This window comes from Sphingomicrobium sp. (assembly GCA_036563485.1).
Lineage (GTDB): Bacteria > Pseudomonadota > Alphaproteobacteria > Sphingomonadales > Sphingomonadaceae > Sphingomicrobium.
Window position 1 is genome coordinate 1,093,016 of record DATCMI010000001.1, and the last position, 16,985, is coordinate 1,110,000.

The 16,985-nt window shown below is 66.9% G+C and carries 15 protein-coding genes (1 of these 15 cut by a window edge); 13 read left to right on the forward strand and 2 right to left on the reverse strand.

The window, feature by feature from the left end:
- Positions 1-4 precede the first annotated feature (4 nt).
- From VIL42_05755 to VIL42_05780, 6 genes are all read left to right on the forward strand, one after another.
- Positions 5-214 (forward strand): toxin-antitoxin system HicB family antitoxin, encoded by a 210-nt coding sequence (locus VIL42_05755; GenBank protein ID HEY8592359.1) that lies wholly within the window; start codon positions 5-7, stop codon positions 212-214.
- Positions 207-452 (forward strand): hypothetical protein, encoded by a 246-nt coding sequence (locus VIL42_05760; protein HEY8592360.1) that lies wholly within the window; start codon positions 207-209, stop codon positions 450-452. The genes VIL42_05755 and VIL42_05760 overlap by 8 nt, the downstream gene beginning before the upstream one ends.
- The gene (locus tag VIL42_05765) at positions 449-1,375 is read left to right on the forward strand and encodes an alpha/beta fold hydrolase (protein ID HEY8592361.1); all 927 of its coding nucleotides are present in this window, start codon (positions 449-451) and stop codon (positions 1,373-1,375) included. The genes VIL42_05760 and VIL42_05765 overlap by 4 nt, the downstream gene beginning before the upstream one ends.
- A 77-nt stretch (positions 1,376-1,452) precedes the next feature.
- Positions 1,453-2,583, forward strand: coding sequence for a flavodoxin-dependent (E)-4-hydroxy-3-methylbut-2-enyl-diphosphate synthase (ispG, locus tag VIL42_05770; GenBank protein ID HEY8592362.1), 1,131 nt, complete (start codon positions 1,453-1,455; stop codon positions 2,581-2,583).
- Positions 2,584-2,602: 19 nt separating this feature from the next.
- Complete coding sequence (locus VIL42_05775; GenBank protein HEY8592363.1) at positions 2,603-3,505, forward strand: DMT family transporter; 903 nt, start codon at positions 2,603-2,605, stop codon at positions 3,503-3,505.
- 32 nt (positions 3,506-3,537) lie between these two features.
- Positions 3,538-3,852: a multidrug efflux SMR transporter gene (locus tag VIL42_05780; protein ID HEY8592364.1), complete on the forward strand. Its 315-nt coding sequence runs from the start codon at positions 3,538-3,540 to the stop codon at positions 3,850-3,852.
- On the opposite strand, the gene VIL42_05785 is transcribed toward VIL42_05780, so the two are convergent.
- The gene (locus VIL42_05785; GenBank protein HEY8592365.1) at positions 3,849-5,435 is read right to left on the reverse strand and encodes an amidase; all 1,587 of its coding nucleotides are present in this window, start codon (positions 5,433-5,435) and stop codon (positions 3,849-3,851) included. The two genes, VIL42_05780 and VIL42_05785, sit on opposite strands and share 4 nt — an antisense overlap.
- A gap of 184 nt (positions 5,436-5,619) precedes the next feature.
- Here VIL42_05785 and VIL42_05790 point away from each other — a divergent pair, with 184 nt between their 5' ends.
- Positions 5,620-8,058, forward strand: a complete 2,439-nt coding sequence (locus VIL42_05790) for a TonB-dependent receptor (GenBank protein ID HEY8592366.1) — start codon at positions 5,620-5,622, stop codon at positions 8,056-8,058.
- On the opposite strand, the gene VIL42_05795 is transcribed toward VIL42_05790, so the two are convergent.
- Positions 8,055-9,983, reverse strand: coding sequence for a peptidase M61 (locus VIL42_05795; protein ID HEY8592367.1), 1,929 nt, complete (start codon positions 9,981-9,983; stop codon positions 8,055-8,057). The two genes, VIL42_05790 and VIL42_05795, sit on opposite strands and share 4 nt — an antisense overlap.
- Positions 9,984-10,110: 127 nt before the next feature.
- Here VIL42_05795 and hisS point away from each other — a divergent pair, with 127 nt between their 5' ends.
- The 6 genes from hisS to VIL42_05825 all read left to right on the forward strand — a co-directional run.
- Entirely contained in the window at positions 10,111-11,337 is a 1,227-nt protein-coding gene (gene hisS / locus VIL42_05800) for a histidine--tRNA ligase (GenBank protein HEY8592368.1), read from the forward strand.
- Positions 11,334-12,413 carry a peptide chain release factor 1 gene (prfA, locus tag VIL42_05805; protein ID HEY8592369.1) on the forward strand — a complete coding sequence of 360 codons (1,080 nt, stop codon included), beginning with the start codon at positions 11,334-11,336 and terminating at the stop codon, positions 12,411-12,413. Before hisS ends, prfA begins: the two co-directional genes overlap by 4 nt.
- Positions 12,414-12,445: 32 nt before the next feature.
- Entirely contained in the window at positions 12,446-13,279 is an 834-nt protein-coding gene (gene prmC, locus VIL42_05810) for a peptide chain release factor N(5)-glutamine methyltransferase (GenBank protein ID HEY8592370.1), read from the forward strand.
- Positions 13,280-13,506: 227 nt separating this feature from the next.
- On the forward strand, positions 13,507-14,172 hold the full coding sequence (locus VIL42_05815; protein ID HEY8592371.1) for a DUF4167 domain-containing protein: 666 nt from the start codon (positions 13,507-13,509) through the stop codon (positions 14,170-14,172).
- Positions 14,173-14,292: 120 nt separating this feature from the next.
- Positions 14,293-15,657 carry a DUF4139 domain-containing protein gene (locus VIL42_05820; GenBank protein ID HEY8592372.1) on the forward strand — a complete coding sequence of 455 codons (1,365 nt, stop codon included), beginning with the start codon at positions 14,293-14,295 and terminating at the stop codon, positions 15,655-15,657.
- A 1-nt stretch (position 15,658) separates the two neighbouring features.
- A protein-coding gene (locus VIL42_05825) for a hypothetical protein (protein ID HEY8592373.1) crosses the window boundary here: on the forward strand, positions 15,659-16,985 show its 5' portion. 182 nt of this gene lie beyond the right edge of the window; the window shows 1,327 of its 1,509 coding nt (coding positions 1-1,327); its start codon is at positions 15,659-15,661; its stop codon lies beyond the right edge, outside the window.

Consider the following 16,985-nt stretch of genomic DNA (forward strand, 5'->3'; position numbering starts at 1 on the left):
GGACATGCCCGGCGGCGAGCGCAAGGCGTACCCCTTGAGGGTGGACCCGGACCTCTGGTCCGCGGTCGAGCGCTGCGCCGCCGCCGAGCTTCGAAGCGTCAATGCCGAGGTCGAAATCCTGCTTCGCGAAGCGCTCAAGCAACGCGGCGTGAAGCTCGACGCGCCCAAGCCGATCAAGCGCGGGCGCCCACCGAAGGAGGAAAAGTATGGCTGACGACCCTTATTGGTTCGCGCCCAAGCGCTACGGCTATGGCGCGGGCTTGCCGATCGCCTGGCAGGGCTGGGCACTGATGCTCGGCTTCGTCGCCATCGCGATCGGCCTCGGCGTCACGATCGAGGATCGGCCGTTGCAGGCGGCGGCGATCCTGGCGCCGCTGACTGTCGCCTTGCTCGTCGTTTCTGCACGCAAGACGCGCGGCGGCTGGCGCTGGCGCTGGGGAGAAGAAGAATGAGTGCAATCATGGCCATGCTCGCCGGTGCGGCGGCGGCCGCCCAGCCGATCAGCGCGCCCGGCCCGCAAGGGCCGCTTGCCGGAACGTTCGAAAAAGCAGGCAAGAATGCTCCGGTCGTGCTGATCATCCCCGGCTCCGGTCCGACGGATCGCGACGGGAACAATCCGCTTGGCGTGAAGGGCGGGCCCTATGCGCAGCTCGCCCAAGCGCTGAAGGCGAAGGGCGTCTCAAGCGTCCGCATCGACAAGCGCGGCATGTTCGGCAGCAAGGCGGCAATCGCCGACCCCGCAAAGGTGACGATCGACGATTATGCGGCCGACGTGCACTCCTGGGTCCGCGCCATCCGCAAGCAGGCCGGCGCGAGGTGCGTCTGGGTGCTGGGTCACAGCGAAGGCGGGCTCGTCGCGATGACGGCGGCGCAGAAGCCGGCCGGCATCTGCGGGATCGTTCTCGTGTCGACCGGCGGCCGCAAGCTCGGCGACATCATTCGCGACCAGATCAGGTCGAATCCGGCCAATGCGCCGGTTCTCGACGTGACCATGACGGCGATCGATTCGCTCGAAAGCGGCAAAACTGTCGACGTCACAGGCATGCACCCCGCCCTCCAGCGCCTCTTTGCGCCGCAGGTTCAGCCATATCTGATCGACATGATGAAGCGGCAGCCGACGAAGCTCGCCGCCGCCGTCCGTGTGCCGGTGCTGATCGTCCAGGGCGAACGCGACCTCCAGGTCTCCGTCGCCGATGCCGAGGCCCTGGCCGCGGCGCAGCCGAAGGCCGTGCTGAAGCTCATTCCGGCGATGAACCACGCACTGCGCGACGTCGCATCCGACGACCGCGCGGCGAATGCGGAAAGCTATGCGGATGAAAAAGCGCCGGTCGATGCCGACCTCGTCGCTGCCATCGCCGATTTCGTGAAGCCCTGACCGGTACCGGCTCGGGGCCAGCTTTGCGCTGGTCCGCCGAGCGCCTATATGCGCCAGCGAAAAGCGAGCCCTTCACAATGTCTTCCATCCGTCCCTGGCGCACCATCGAGCGGCGAAAGTCGCGGCAGATCATGCTCGGCTCCGTGCCCGTCGGCGGAGACGCGCCGATCACCGTACAGACGATGACCAACACGCCGACGGAAGATGCGGCGGCGACGATCGACCAGATCCGCCGCTGCGAGGACGCCGGTGCCGACATCATCCGCGTGTCCTGCCCGACGGTCGAAGCGACGGCCGCCCTGCGCCAGATCGTCCGTGCCGCCCGGGTGCCGATCGTCGCCGACATCCATTTCCACTACAAGCGTGCGCTCGAAGCCGCCGACGCCGGCGCCGCCTGCCTGCGCATCAACCCGGGCAACATCGGCTCGGAAGAGCGGGTCAAGGAAGTCATCGCCGCCGCCCGCGCCAACGGTTGCGCCATCCGCATCGGTGTGAATGCCGGCAGCCTCGAAAAGGATCTGCTTGAGAAGTACGGCGAGCCGTGTCCGGAGGCTTTGGTCGAAAGCGCGCTCGACCACATCCGCATTCTCGAGGACCACGGCTTCCAGGAGTATAAGGTCGCGGTGAAGGCCAGCGACGTGTTCCTCGCGGTCGCCGCCTACCAGCAGCTCGCCGACCAGGTCGATTGCCCGCTGCATCTCGGCATTACCGAAGCCGGCGGCCTGATCGGCGGCACTGTCAAATCCTCAATAGGCATCGGCTCACTGCTTTGGGCCGGCATCGGCGACACCATCCGTGTCTCCCTCTCCGCCGAGCCGGAAGAGGAAGTCCGCGTCGGCTATGAAATCCTCAAGTCGCTCGGCATCCGCAGTCGCGGTGTGCGCGTCGTCTCCTGCCCCAGCTGCGCGCGCCAGGGTTTCGACGTCATCCGCACCGTCGAAGCGCTCGAAGGCCGGCTGCAGCACATCAAGACGCCGATGAGCCTTTCCGTCCTTGGCTGCGTCGTCAACGGACCCGGCGAGGCGCGCGAGACCGACATCGGCATCACCGGCGGCGGCAACGGCAAGCACATGGTCTATCTGTCGGGCGTTACGGACCACCATGTGCAGGACGAAGGCATGATCGACCACATCGTCCGCCTGGTCGAAGCCAAGGCCGCGGAGATCGAAGCGTCGCTCGAAGCGCCCGTGCTCGACGCCGCTGAATAGCCGCGGCTAATCGCTGGCGATGAACCGTGTCGCCCAACAACCCCTTGCCGCCTTCGCCGCCGCGCTCGCCGCGGTCGCGCTGCTGTCCGTGATGGACGCGGTGATGAAGCACCTGGTGCTGGCGATTGGGATCGTTTCGGTCAGCGTTTGGCGCAGCGCCGCGAACCTGATCATCAGCGGCAGCCTCTATCTGCCGCGGCGTCTGCCCTGGCCGGCGCGCAAGACGCTCGTCATCCACGTCAGCCGCGGGGCCGTCAGCACGCTGATGGCGGTGCTGTTCTTCTGGGGCATTGGCCGAGTGCCGCTTGCCCAGGCGATCGCCCTGACCTTCATCGCGCCGCTGATCGCGATGCTGCTCGCGCCCTTGTTCCTCAAGGAAAAGCTCGGTGCGCGCTCGCTGGCCGGTGCGCTCATGGCGCTCGCCGGCGTCATCGTGATCATGCTCGGCCAGGCACGCGCCGAGCTCGGCCCCAAGGTGATGATCGGCAGCCTGGCGATCCTCGGCTCCGCGCTTTGCTATTCGGCGAATATCCTGATGATGCGCTGGCAGGCGCTCGCCGCGAAGCCGCTGGAGATCAATTTTTTCCAGTCGAGCGTGATCCTGGCGATCTGGTTGCTCGCTCTGCCGTTCGTGGGTCTTCCGGCCTGGCCGGTAGGCGAGGTCGAGTGGGTGATCGTCGCCTCGCTGCTGTCGACCGGCGGCGCGCTGCTGTTCGCCTGGGCCTATGCACGCGGCGAAGCGAGCTACCTCGCCGTGACTGAATATAGCGCCTTCTTGTGGGCGGCCGCGCTTGGCTGGCTGGTCTTCAGCGAGCCGGTGTCCCTCTACACGGTGGCCGGCGCCTTGATGATCGTCGGCGGTTGCCTCGTCGCTGCCCGCCGCAAGCCCTCGGTGCCGCCTGAGATCGAGGCGACGGCCTAGCAGCGCGGCTCCCGCGCGGCTAACCAGCCGCCATGGCTTGGCTATGGCTCATCGTCGGCGGCTTGTTCGAAGTCGGTTTCACCACGTCGCTGCGCTTCGTCGACGGCTTTCGTAACCTGCCTTGGACACTGGCCTTCCTGGTCAGCGTGTCGATCAGCATGGGTCTGCTGGAGCTCGCGTCGCGGTCGATCCCGATGGGCACCGCTTATGCGGTCTGGGGCGGTATCGGCGCAGTCGGCACGGTGATCGTCGGCATGCTCTTCTTCAACGAGCCTTCGACGACGATCCGAATCCTGCTGATCCTCGCCATCGTTGCGGCGATCGCCGCATTGAGGCTCACCGCTTAACGCGGCGCCGGGTTCATCCACGGCGCGACGCTCGGCTCATTCTCCTCGATCGAGCGGTAGAATTGCGGCGTCGGGAAGGGACCGCGCGCCTGCTCGAAGGCATAGCCGAGGGACAGCAGCCGGGCTTCGCTCCACTTGGGACCGATGAAGCTCAGGCCGACCGGCAGGCCTTTGACCAGGCCCATGGGCACGGTGAGGTGCGGATAGCCTGACACCGCCGCGAGAGAGCCAGCGCCGCCGCCGGAAATCTGGTCGCCGTTGACCGCGTCGATCTTCCACGCCGGCGGCATCGTCGGGCCGACCAGCGCTACGACATTGTGCTCCTTCAGCAGCTTGTCGATGCCATTCGGGCCCGCCGCGCGGAAGCTGGTCTCGCGCGCCTTCTTGTACGCAGGATCGCTCAGGCCCTTGGTCTTGTCGGCCTGCTCGAACGTCTCCTGGCCGAACAGCGGCATTTCCTGCGGCGCGCGGTCCTTGTTGAACTTGATCACGTCGGCGAGCGTGCGAACCGGGATCGGCGCCGGGCTACTCTGGAGATATTTGGCGAGGTCGGCCTTGAGCTCCGTCAGCAGCACGTTGAACTCGTTGCCGCCGATGGCGCTGTCGTCGAACTTCTTGATCTCGACGAGGGTCGCGCCTTGCGCCCGCAGAAGGTCCAGCGCCTTTTCGAAGACCTCGTCCGTGCCGAACCCAGACGCGAAGCGCATCACGCCGATGCGCTTGCCCTTCAGCGAGCCGGCATCGAGCGCCGCGGCATAGTCGGTCTTGCGCCTGTCGGCGTCGCGGGTCGCCTCGTCAGCCGGATCGCTTCCGGCGATCACGGTCAGCAGCTCGGCGGCGTCGCGGACCGTCAGGGTCATCGGCCCGGCCGTATCCTGGCTGTGGCTGATCGGCACGATGTGCGTCCGGCTGACCAGCCCGACCGTCGGCTTCAGGCCGACGATCCCGTTGATCGAAGCGGGGCAGGTCACCGATCCGTCGGTCTCCGTGCCGATCGCAAACCGAGCAAAGCCCGCCGCAACCGCGGCGCCGCTGCCGCTCGAACTGCCGCAGGTGTTGCGGTCGAGCGCATAAGGGTTGCGGTTCTGCCCGCCGATCGCGCTCCAGCCCGAAATCGAGTGGCTTGAGCGGATGTTCGCCCATTCGCTGAGGTTCGTTTTGCCGAGGATCACGGCTCCCGCGGCGCGCAGCCGCGCGACCAGCGGCGCATCGCGGTTGGTCACATTGTTGGCGAGCGCCAGGCTGCCTGCCGTCGTGGGCAGGGGGCCCGCGGCCTCAATATTGTCCTTGAGCAGCACCGGCTGGCCGGCGAGCGGGCCGCGTAAGGTCCCGGCATCCACCGCCCGCGCCTGCTCAATCGCGGTCGGATCGATAGCGATGACCGAATTGAGCATCGGGTCGATGCGGGTGATCCGGTCGATGGCGATACGCACGTTCGTTTCCGCCGGTAGCGCAGCTGTCACTGGCTGGGCCGGCATCGTCGGCACGCTCGTGCCGCTGTCCACCCCTAGCGGCGGAACCGTCTGAGCCGACGCTGCGGCGGCGCTGCAGCTGGCGAGAAGTGCAATCAGCTTGGTACGCATATTCGGAACTGCCCCTTCAGGTTCTGCGCGCCAATCGGCGACGCCTGTCTCACGGCGATAGCTCAGTGTGGAATGCCAATCGAGAGTTCGCAAACCCGCAGTTCACAGAAGCGGCATGGCCGTTCGTCGGACGGTCGGCCGAGCGTCAGGCGAGGTTCACGCTGAACCCTTAGCCGCGGGTCAAATGAATATACGTCACCTTGCGCTCACCGGCGTGGCGATTGCCGCGCTGTCCACGCCCGCTACCGCCCAATCCGTTGCTCAACCTGTTCAACCGGAGGTTGCGGAAGCCCCGGCAGTCGATGACCTGGACGCCGAAGAAGAGATCGTCGTTACCGGCGCCCGGCCGCGCGGCTCGGTCATCGGCGATATCCCACCGCAGAACGTGCTGAACTCCCGCGACATACGCGCGACCGGCGCCAGCAGCGTCGAGGAGATCCTGGAGGCGCTGGCGCCGCAGATTGGTAGCGGGCAGGGCCGTAGCGGCGGCCGTCCGATCACGCTCATCAACGGCCAGCGGATTTCGAGCTTCCGTGAGCTGCGCGACGTCCCGCCCGAAGCGATTCAGCGGATGGAGATCCTGCCGGAAGAAGTGGCGCTGAAATATGGCTATCGCGCCGACCAGAAGGTCGTGAACATCGTCCTTCGCGAGCGATTCCGCTCGACCACCGCTCAGGCCGGAACGCGCATCGCGACTGAAGGCGGCTATCTCGGCGGCAACGTCGACCTCACCCAGTTCAGCGTTCAGCGCAACGGCCGCACGACGATGAACGCGCATGTCGAAGGAAACGGCATGTTGACGGAGGGCGAGCGCAATATCCTGATCGACCCCGATCAGTCAGCGACGGCGGACCAACAGCTTGCGGCGCGGTCGTTGCTGCCGACCAAGCGCGATGTTCGGCTGTCCGGCACCATGAACCGCCAGCTCGGCACCGTCGGCGCCACGTTCAACGCCGAAGTCGAGCATCGCGATGGCCGCGCGCTGGTCGGGCTTGGCGACACTTTGCTCGTGCCGCTTGCCCGCAATACCAGCACCGACAGCAGCCATGGCGGTATCGCGCTCAACGGCACGAAGGGCGACTGGCGATGGGCGCTTACCGGGAACGCCGACGTCCAGCAGGACGTCACGCGTACCGAACGCGACGATGCTCCCGGCGACCGCTCGCGCCAGACTCTGGTGTCGGGGGACTTCAAGGGCACGGCGAACGGCAAGCTGTTCACGCTCCCTGCCGGCAATGCGAGCACCACGCTGACGATCGGCGGCAGCACCCTCCACCTCGACAGCGAACGACAGCGCCTCGGCGTCGCGAGCAGCCAGTCGCTTGGGCGCACGACCGGCGAGGCGGCGGTCAACGTCGACCTGCCGATCTCGCGCCGCGGGCGGGACTTCAGCGCGCTCGGCAACTTGACGCTCAGCGCGAATGCCGGCGTGGACCAGATCAGCGACTTCGGCACGCTGACTACGATCGGCGCAGGCGCCAACTGGTCGCCCGTCGACCGCTTGAACCTGATCACGAGCTGGTCGCGCGAGGAAGGCGCGCCCAGTATCAACCAGCTCGGCGATCCGGTGCTGGAAACGCCCGGCACGCGCATTTTCGATTTCACGACCGGCGGCACGGCCCTTGTGACCGCCACTACCGGCGGCAATCCTGACCTGCTCGCCGACCGGCGGACCGTGTGGAAGCTTGGCGGAAACTGGCAGCCGAGCGAAAAGACGGACCTGCGGCTGCGCGCCGAATATGTCCGCCAGACGGTCGACCGGCCGATCGCCGGCCTTGCGGTCACGCCGACCCTCGAGGCGGCGTTCCCGGAGCGTTTCGTCCGCAATGGAGCGGGCGAACTGATCAGCGTCGATCTTCGGCCCGTCAACTTCGACAGCTCGGAGCGGCAGACGCTCCGGTTCGGCTTTGATTTCACCAAGCCGCTGGCGTCGCGGCGACCGTCGCAGGCCTTGGTCGAACAGCTTCGCGGACAGTTCGGCGGCGCCCGTCGCCCAGGTGGAGCCGAAGGCGCGGCGCCCACGGCCGGTGCGGATCGCCAGGGCGCCCGCGGTGCCGGAGCTGGAGGGCGCGGTGGCGGGTTCGGCGGGCGCAATGGCGGCCGGCTGACCTTCTCGCTGACCGACACGCTGACCTTCGTCGACAAGGTCATCATCGGCCCGGGCCTGGCCGAGATCGATTATCTCGGCGGCGATGCGGCGGGGCAGAGCGGCGGCACGCCGCGGCACAACGTCGAAGCGCGCGCCGGTTACTTCAACAACGGCCTGGGCGCGCGGCTGAGCGCGAACTGGCGCAGCGGCACGACTGTCGACACGCTCGCCGGCGACGAGCTTCGCTTCTCGCCGCTGTCGACGTTCGACCTGCGGCTGTTCGCGAACGTCGGGCAAATTCCGGAAGTTGTCGTCAAGCACCCGTGGCTGCGCGGCTCGCAGGTCACGCTGCAGGTCGACAATGTCTTCAACAGCCGCCCGAATGTTCGCAACGGGGCCGGCGCGGTGCCGCTTAACTACCAGCCGGGGCTTCTCGACCCGCTCGGGCGCACGGTGATGATCAGCTTCCGCAAGCTGTTCCTGCCTGCCCGCTCGTTCTTCCGGAACGAGCGGGGTCAGGGCCAGTCGCGCTAGCGCTTGGGCTGCAGCAGAAGGTCGAGCGCGCCGTTGCCCGCCCGCGTCTTGACGAGCCGCGGGTAGCGGATGCCGCCATTGTACGCGATGTTCACGGTCCGCACGGTGTCGCCGCGCTTGACGATCAGCCGCACCGGCTGGCCGTTGTCCTTCGCAGCCTTGATCGCGCTGGTCAGCGCATCCTTCGAGTAAGCGCGCTCGCCCACGGCGACGATTTCGTCTCCGCCGCGCAGCGACTGCGCGAACGCGGCGGAGCCCCAGCGGACGCCGCTCAGCTTGCGTTCCTTGCTGACGTTGAAGCCGAGTGAATAGTAAAAATCGTCGGTGCCAAACAGCTTGAGCCGAGCGGCATAAGCGCCGGTCGGCTCGTCGGTATAGGTAAGCTGATAGCCTGACCGTTCGAACCCGCCGAGCGGCGCGCGCGTGCTCGTCTGGTCGACGCGCTCGTGAAGGAAGCGCGCCCAGTCATAGGCATAGACGCCGTTCAGCGTCCGAATCACGTCCTCACGCGTGTAGGGAAGCACGCCCCAGTCGCCGTTGTTCACGCCGAAGAAGGCGCGGGCGAAGTCGTCCATGCCGCGCTTGCCGCCGGTGCCGCCGCGAATGATCGCGTCGGCCTCGATCCAGATCAGCATGCCTTCGTTGTAATAATCCTCGTTCCGCTGGAACGTGCCCCACGGCTCCGGCCGGCGGTTCTGGATGATCGGGTCAAACGTCGTGTCCTCGAGCGCCCGCCATTCGCGCCCCGGCTGGTTGTCGAGGTTGGCGGCGGCGATCGCGATCTTGTCGAGCACGTCCTGCTTCGAGCTCATGCCCGAGCGCGCCTCCAGAACGGTGCCCCAAAACTGCGTCTGGCCTTCGTAGACCCACAGCAGGTTGTTGCGCAGCGGCGTCTTGAAGTCCGCGACGATCTGGCCGGCCGGGCGGCGATACTTGCCGTTCCAGCTGTGGACGAACTCGTGCGGAAACACGTTCCGGTCGAGCAAGTGGTTGGCGTAGTCGGTGTAGTAGCCCGGGTCGGTCGAAATCTCGGTGCTGCGGTGATGCTCGAGCCCAATGCCGCCCAGCTTGTCGCTGATCGCATTGAGGAAGTCATAGTGGTCGAAATGGCGGGCGCCGAACAGCTTGACCGCCTGGTCGACCATCGCCCGGTGCTTGGCGAGCACGTCGGCCGGAAGCGCGAGCTCCTTCGCTTCGTCGGCGACAGTGTTGAGCGCGACATTGTGACCGAGGTCGTCACGGCGGAAATGAAGGCCGGCGAATACCGGCGAGTCCTGCAGCGTCTCGAAGTTCACTTGCTGATAGGTCATCCGGTTCACGCCGGCGGGTGCCGAGCCAGCAGCGGGGCGGAGCGCCGTCGCCGCCTGCCAGCCGGCGGGGAGCGTCAGGGAGGCAACCACCGGGATGTTCCGGACGAAATAGCCGGCCGGATAGAGCGCCACCGACTCCCACTGGATGTTCGCCATTTCAGGAGTGGAGACAATGCGCCCTTGGTTCGACGCGGTCGCCGACAGGAACTGGAATTGCGCTTCCACTTCGGCCACGCCCGCCGGAACGTCGACATGATAGGCGGCGACTTCGACCGGGTCGCGCGCCCACTGCAGACGCTGTCCGTTGGCGGTGAATTGGACACCAGCGATCTTGTCGAGCTCGACATCCGGGCTGTGATGGCCGGGAAGCCACCGAGGCAACATCAGCGTCAGCCTGCCAGGCGCGGTAACCGGCACCACCTCGCGAACCTTGAAGATCGCCCGTGCCATGTCGGTTGCGTCCACGTCGAGCCGGATGGTGCCGGGATAAGCAACGTCGCGCGCGGCAGGGATCGTCTCGACGATCGGCGTGGGCTGGGGCGCGCTGTTGCCGGGCACGACCTGTGCCGGGGCAGCGGAAGCGAGGAGCAGGCAGACAAACGCGGCATTCCGCATGGACGATCTCCGAGGACAAGGAAGCTGCGGCCCGCTTGGGCAGCCGCCTCGTCCATGTCCACCCGCATTCGGTCGCCCGCCGATGCATTCCTTTCCTTTGTCGAAACTTTTTGCCATTCGCGCCGCGATGACGCCCGTTCAGCCCGTCCGGGGCACGCAAAGCCTGATTGGAGAAGAAGCCGACCGTCTAGCGACGGTGATCGCGGCGTTCGACAAGGTGCGCCGGCTTTACGGCTTCAAGCGCGTCGAAGTGCCGACGATCGAGCAGACGGCGGTCTTTTCCCGCACGATGGGCGAGACCACAGATGTCGTGTCGAAGGAAATGTATTCGTTCGAGGACCGCGGCGGCGAGTCGATCACGCTGCGGCCCGAATTTACTGCCGGCATTTGCCGCGCGTACATGAGCGAAGGCTGGCAGCAGTACGCGCCGGTCAAGGTCGCCACCTACGGCTCGGCTTTCCGCTACGAACGGCCGCAGAAGGGACGCTTCCGCGAATTCCACCAGCTCGATGCGGAGATCCTCGGCGCAGGCGAGCCGCAAGCCGATGTCGAGCTTCTCGCATTCGCTGACCAGCTGCTTAAGGAGCTGGGGATCAGCGCTGCGGTCCTGAAACTCAACACCTTGGGCGACCCCGAAACGCGCAGTGCCTGGCGCGATGCGCTTCATGATCATTTCCGTGCCCGGGCTTCAGAGCTCAGCGAAGACAGCCAGGCCCGGCTCGAACGCAACCCGCTGCGCATTCTCGACAGCAAGGCGCACCAGGATTGGCCCGTCGTCGACAGCGCACCTGTGATCGACGACTTCCTGACGGCCGAGGCTGCGGATTTCTTCCGCCGGGTCACTGAAGGCCTCGACGCTGCCGGCATTCGTTGGGAGCGGGCGCCGCGGCTGGTGCGCGGCCTCGATTACTACCGCCACACGGCGTTCGAATTCATCACCGACCAGCTCGGCGCGCAGGGCACGGTGCTGGCCGGCGGCCGCTACGACGGGCTGATGGAAGCGCTTGGCGGGCCGCACACGCCGGCGGTCGGCTGGGCCGCGGGCATCGAGCGCCTCGCGATGATGATCGACGCTCCGGCTCCGACGGTCGCCGACGTTGCCGTGGTGGCGGAAAACGCAGCGCGCGAGGCAGAGGCATTCGGCCTGGCCGCCGAGCTGCGCCGAGCGCATATCGCGGCCCAAATCTACGTCACTGGCAGCGCTCGCAAACGCTACGATCGGGCGATGAAGGCAAAGCCCGGGGCGATCGTGTCGCTCGATGTCCGGGACGGCGCGAGCACCCGCAACTTCCGCCTCCTCGACGACAAGAATGAAGCGGCTCGGCGGGCCGAGGGCATCGTGCAGCAGGCATGACCCAGATCTCGTCCGAACGCATCGCCTCCATAGAGGCCCGCCGGCACGAGCTTGCCGACGCAATGGCGGCGCCGAACCTGTCGCCCGACGAGTTCGTGCGGCTGTCGAAGGACTATGCCGCGATCGAACCCGTTGCCGCGGCGGCACGCGAAGTCCGCCGCCTGCGCGCCGAGCGCGAGAGCCTGGCGGCAATGACTCGCGACGCCGATGCCGAAATGCGGGCGATGGCCGAGGAAGAACTGGCGGAGATCGAAGGCAAGCTGCCCGAGGCCGAACGCGCGCTTGCTTTGCAGCTGCTGCCGAAGGACGCGGCGGACGAACGGGCGGCCATGCTGGAACTCCGCGCCGGTACCGGCGGCGACGAAGCGGCGCTGTTCGCAGGCGACCTGCTGCGCATGTACCAGCGCTTCGCCGAGGAGCAGGGCTGGCGGTTCGAGCTGATCTCCGCAAGCAGTTCGGAAGTCGGCGGCTACAAGGAAGCCGTCGCCTCGATCAGCGGCGCCGGCGTCTTCGCGCGCCTGAAGTTCGAAAGCGGCGTGCATCGGGTTCAGCGCGTCCCCGCCACCGAGAGCGGCGGGCGCATCCACACGTCGGCAGCGACGGTCGCCGTCCTGCCCGAAGCCGAGGACGTCGATGTCCAGATCGACGACAAGGACCTTCGAATCGACGTATACCGCTCGTCGGGTCCAGGGGGGCAGTCGGTGAACACGACCGACAGCGCCGTGCGCATCACCCACCTTCCGTCCGGGCTTGTCGTCATTCAGCAGGACGAAAAGTCGCAGCACAAGAACAAGGCCAAGGCTCTGAAGGTGCTACGCACCCGGCTGTTCGAGCTGGAGCGCGAGCGGCTTGCCAATGAACGCGCCGGCGCCCGCAAGTCGATGGTTGGCTCGGGCGACCGATCGGAGCGGATCCGAACCTACAATTTCCCGCAGGGGCGCGTCACCGATCACCGGATCAACCTGACGCTCCACAAGCTCGACGAAGTGCTCGAAGGGCCGGGACTAACCGAGATCATAGACGCGCTCGTGTCCGAGGACGAAGCGCAACGGCTCGCCGGGCTGGAAGAGGCCTAGGGCACACCCCACCTCACGCGAGTGGAGTTCAAATCTTGAAGCCGATCGTCCGCGCGCTCAATGATGCGGCGCGCCAGTTAAGCGGAACCAGCGACACCTCGCGGCTCGATGCAGAGCTGCTGATGGCCGAGGCGTTCCACATCGATCGCGACAAATTGCTGCTGTCGCCGCCGCAGCGCGATGTGCCCGACCGCTTTTGGTCCATGGTCGAACGTCGCAAGTCTGGCGAGCCGATCGCCTACATCACCGGACGACGCGCCTTCTGGAATATCGATCTTCACGTCGGCCCTGGGGTGCTGGTTCCCCGGCCGGACAGCGAAGTGCTGATCGCCTCCGCCATCGAGCATTTCGGGCGAGTGGGCGAAGCGCCGAAGCGCATCCTCGATCTTGGTACCGGGCCGGGGACGCTGATCCTCGCCGCTCTCGACATCTGGCCCGACGCGCTGGGCCTGGGAGTCGACGTTTCGCGCCAGGCCTTGTCCTATGCGTCGGCCAATGCGCGGCGGCTGGGGCTTGAGCCGCGGGTGCGATTCCAGCTCGGCAATTGGGCGGACGGAATTGCTGAGCGGTTCGACCTGATCCTGTGCAATCCGCCCTATATCGCGGAAGGCGCAGAGCTCGGTCCCGGCGTTCGCGAATATGAGCCTGACGAAGCCTTGTTTGCCGGGCGCGAAGGCCTCGACGCCTATCGCGAACTGGCGCCGCAGCTTGCGCGACTGCTCAATCGCCGCGGCATTGCGGCAATCGAAATCGCCCCCGATCAGGCGGACGCCGTCACTTACCTTCTTGCTCGCGACGGGCTGTCGGCGCGGGTCGCGGACGACCTCGCAGGGCGCGACCGGGCGGTATTGCTAACCTGGGTGTGAACGAAATCGCTTGGCAGATGCGGCCATGCGCACTACATCAAGGCTCTGGGCCGGGCCCGCTCCACCACATCGAAGATGTAGAGCGCATCCCGTCCCGACCCCCGAAGCAATCGGCCGTTACCCTCGCGCATGTGGCGCAAGCGAAACGGGAAGGGTCAGGAGCCGGCGCCCGCGCGCCGACCCTGCTGCCCGGTTACCCAAGGGGCTAGCGACACTGCGTAAGGACGGTGGATTTGATCAATAATCGTCAAGGCGGCCGCAGGCGCGGTCGCGGGGGCCAGCGGAACCCGAACATGGGTGGACAGCCGGGCAACCGGCAGGACAACCGCCAGCGCGGCAATGCCGCCCAGCTTCTCGAAAAGTACAAGAGCATGGCGCGCGACGCGCAGCTCGCGGGCGATCGCGTGCAGACCGAATATTATCTGCAGTTCGCCGACCATTATTTCCGGGTGCTGAGCGAAAGCCGCGCCCGCTTCGAAGAACAGAACCCGCGCCGCGGCCGCGATGACGACGACCAGGACGACGACGACAGCGACGAGCTGGACGCCGGCGACAACGACGTCTCCGACGAGCAGCAGGAGCGCGAAGAGCGCCACGAGCGCCAGGACCGGGAAGAGCGGCAGGATCGCGGCGAACGCAACCAGCGCCGCAGCCGTCCGCGCCGCGATCGCGACGATCGCCAGCAGGGTCGCGACGCCGACTCCGACGACGACCAGCGTCAGTTCAATGGCAGCACCAACGGCGAGACGATCGCGTTCGACGTGCTTCCGCCAGCAATCGGCCGCGATGACGACAGCTCGGACGAAGAGGAGGAGCAGCCCCGTGCGCCGCGCCGCCGCACTCGCCGCGCGCGTCCGACCGAAGGCGAAGAGGAAGTCGCTCCGGCCGCCTGAGGCCGTTCAGTTGACAGTCACTGCTGCTGACTGACAACTCTCCTTCACGAGCGAGTGAGGGAGAGGGTCTTGTCGCGTAACTATCTTCTTGGGGCCGCTGCGCTGGTCAGTGGCGCTGCCATGGCGCAGCCCGCTTCGACCCCGATCCAGACGGCGCAGGGCGACATCGCTGTCACCATCTACAACAACGATCGAGCGCTGGTCGAAGACAAGCGCGTCCTCAACCTCCCGTCGGGCCGCAGCCGTCAGGAGTTCCGCGACGTGTCCGCGCAGATCCAGCCGGAGACGGTGACGCTGTCGGGCCGCGGCGTCGGCATTGTCGAACAGAATTTCGACTTCGACCTGCTGTCGCCATCGGCGCTGATGCAGAATGCTGTGGGGCAGACTGTTACCGTGGTTCGGGTCAACCCTGCCACGGGCGCCGAGGTTCGCGAACGCGCGAAGATCCTCGCGGCGAATGGCGGCGTGGTGATGCAGATCGGCGACCGCATCGAAGTGCTTCGCGACGATGGTCTTCCGGCCCGGGTGATTTTCGACCAGGTGCCGCCGAGCCTCCGCGCCCGGCCGACTTTGTCGGTGACGGTCGAGACCGCTGCCGGCGGTCCTCGCCCGGTGATCCTCACCTATCTGACGCCGGGGCTCGCCTGGTCCGCCGACTATGTCGCCTTGTTCGACGAAGCGAACGGACGGATGGACGTACAGGGCTGGATCACGCTGACCAACAACAGCGGCACGCCTTATGTGAACGCGTCCACCTTGCTGGTCGCCGGAGCAGTCGGCTCGGCCCGCGACAATTATGGCCGCTACGGCGGCTATCCGCCCCCGCCCCCGCCTCCGCCGCCGAGCATCGACCGCGCCGGGACCGAAAGCGCGCCGCGTGAGCGGATCGGGGATTTCTACCTCTACCCGCTGCCGGAACGGACGACGATCGCCGACAAGCAGACCAAGCAGGTCAGCTTCCTGGATGCGCAGGGCACGCCTGCGGCGCGGGCCTATGAATTCGTCAATGGCTGGCTGTCGACCAACGAGCAGCCGGTCAGCGCCAACACCGTCCTGCGCTTCACGACCTCGCGCAACCAGGGGCTGGGCGACGCGCTGCCCGCGGGCACCATGCGCGTTTATCAGCGCGATGCCCGCGGCAATCCGCAGTTCGTCGGCGAGCATCGGATCGGTCATACGCCGATGGGGTCGAGCCTCGGCCTCCTGACCGGCCAGGCGTTCGACGTGAAGGTCCGCACGATCGTCGAGGAACGCACGCGGCTCGGCAACGATCGCTGGCGGACGCGCATGCGCTACACGCTGACGAACGCGTCGCCGAAGCCGATCACGGTCGACCTGATGCAGTCGGGCCTGTGGGGCGACACCCGCATCATCCAGGAAAGCATCAAGTCGACCCGGACGACCGCAGACGATGCGCGCTGGCGCGTGCCGGTGCCGGCGAACGGCGAAGCAACAGTCACGGCGACGTTCGACACCCGCTACTAAGGTGCGCCTGCTCCTGTTCCTTGCAGCGCTCGGCATCAGCGCTGCTGCGCATGCGCAGCCCGTCGTCAGCTCGGCGGCGCCTGATCGGGTGGCGGTGACCATCTACCGCAATCCGGAGCGCGGCGAGCCGCTCAACCTGCGCTGGCTCGGCGGCTACGCGCTGGTCAGTGAGACGCGGCGAATCTCCCTACCTGCCGGGGAAACGGAGGTGCGCTTCGAGGGCGTGACATCGGGGATCGTCCCGCAAAGCGCGATCGTCACCGGGCTGGGCGAGGCGGCGCTTGAGAAGAATCGCGATGCGCGGCTGCTATCGCCCGGCTCGTTGCTCGACGCATCGCTCGGCGAGCGGCTCCGGCTTCGCCGCACGTCGCGGGCGACGGGCAAGGTGCGTGAGCAGGATGCGATCGTCCGCGCGACCGGCGACGGAGTCGTCATCGAAACGGCTGACGGTGTGGAAGCACTGCGCTGCACAGGCCTGCCCGAAACGCTGATTGCGGGCCGCGTCCCCGTGGGCCTCTCGGCGAAGCCGACGCTGTCAGTACGGATCCGCAGCCCGCGCGCGGTCGAACGGACCGTCACGCTCTCTTACATCACCAACAATTTCGACTGGCAGGCGGATTATGTCGCCGACCTCTCGGACGATGGCGAACTGATGTCCCTGTTCGGCTGGATGACCTTGGCCAACGGCGACGAGACCGGCCTTGCCGGAGCCCAGACGCAGGCGGTCGCTGGCAATCTGAACCGCCAGCGCGTGTGGGTCGATCCCGGCGAGGCGAAGCCGATCCGGATCAGCTGCTGGCCGCAAGGGACGACCAGCGACATCCCTGTAGAGCAGCTGAGGGCAATCGACGTGCAGGACATCGTCGTCACCGGGATGAGGGCGCCGCCGCCGCCCCCGCCTCCGGCACCGATGGCTGCACCCGAACGTGACGGGTACATGGCACAGGAGGAGCGGCTCGGCGACGTCCGGCTCTACCGTGTCCCGATCACCGTTACCGTCGCCGGCAAATCGCAGAAGCAGATCGCGCTGCTCCGCCAGCCGAGCGTGAAAATCTCGAGCGTGCTTCGGCTTCGCCCCGGCCATGCCAATTTCGACCAGCCGCTCGAGCGTGTGCTGATTACGCGCAACCGTGCTGCCGAGGGTCTCGGCTTGGCCTTGCCGGCGGGCAAGGTGGCGTTGTTCGGCCGGCGGGAGGGCCGACGCATCCTGTTGGGCGAAGGCCGCATCGACGATCACGCCATCGGCGAAAAGGTCGAAATTCCCGTCGCGACGGCGACTGGCGTTCGCGCCCGCCACCGCATCGAGGAGCGGAGCACCGGCGTCGCCG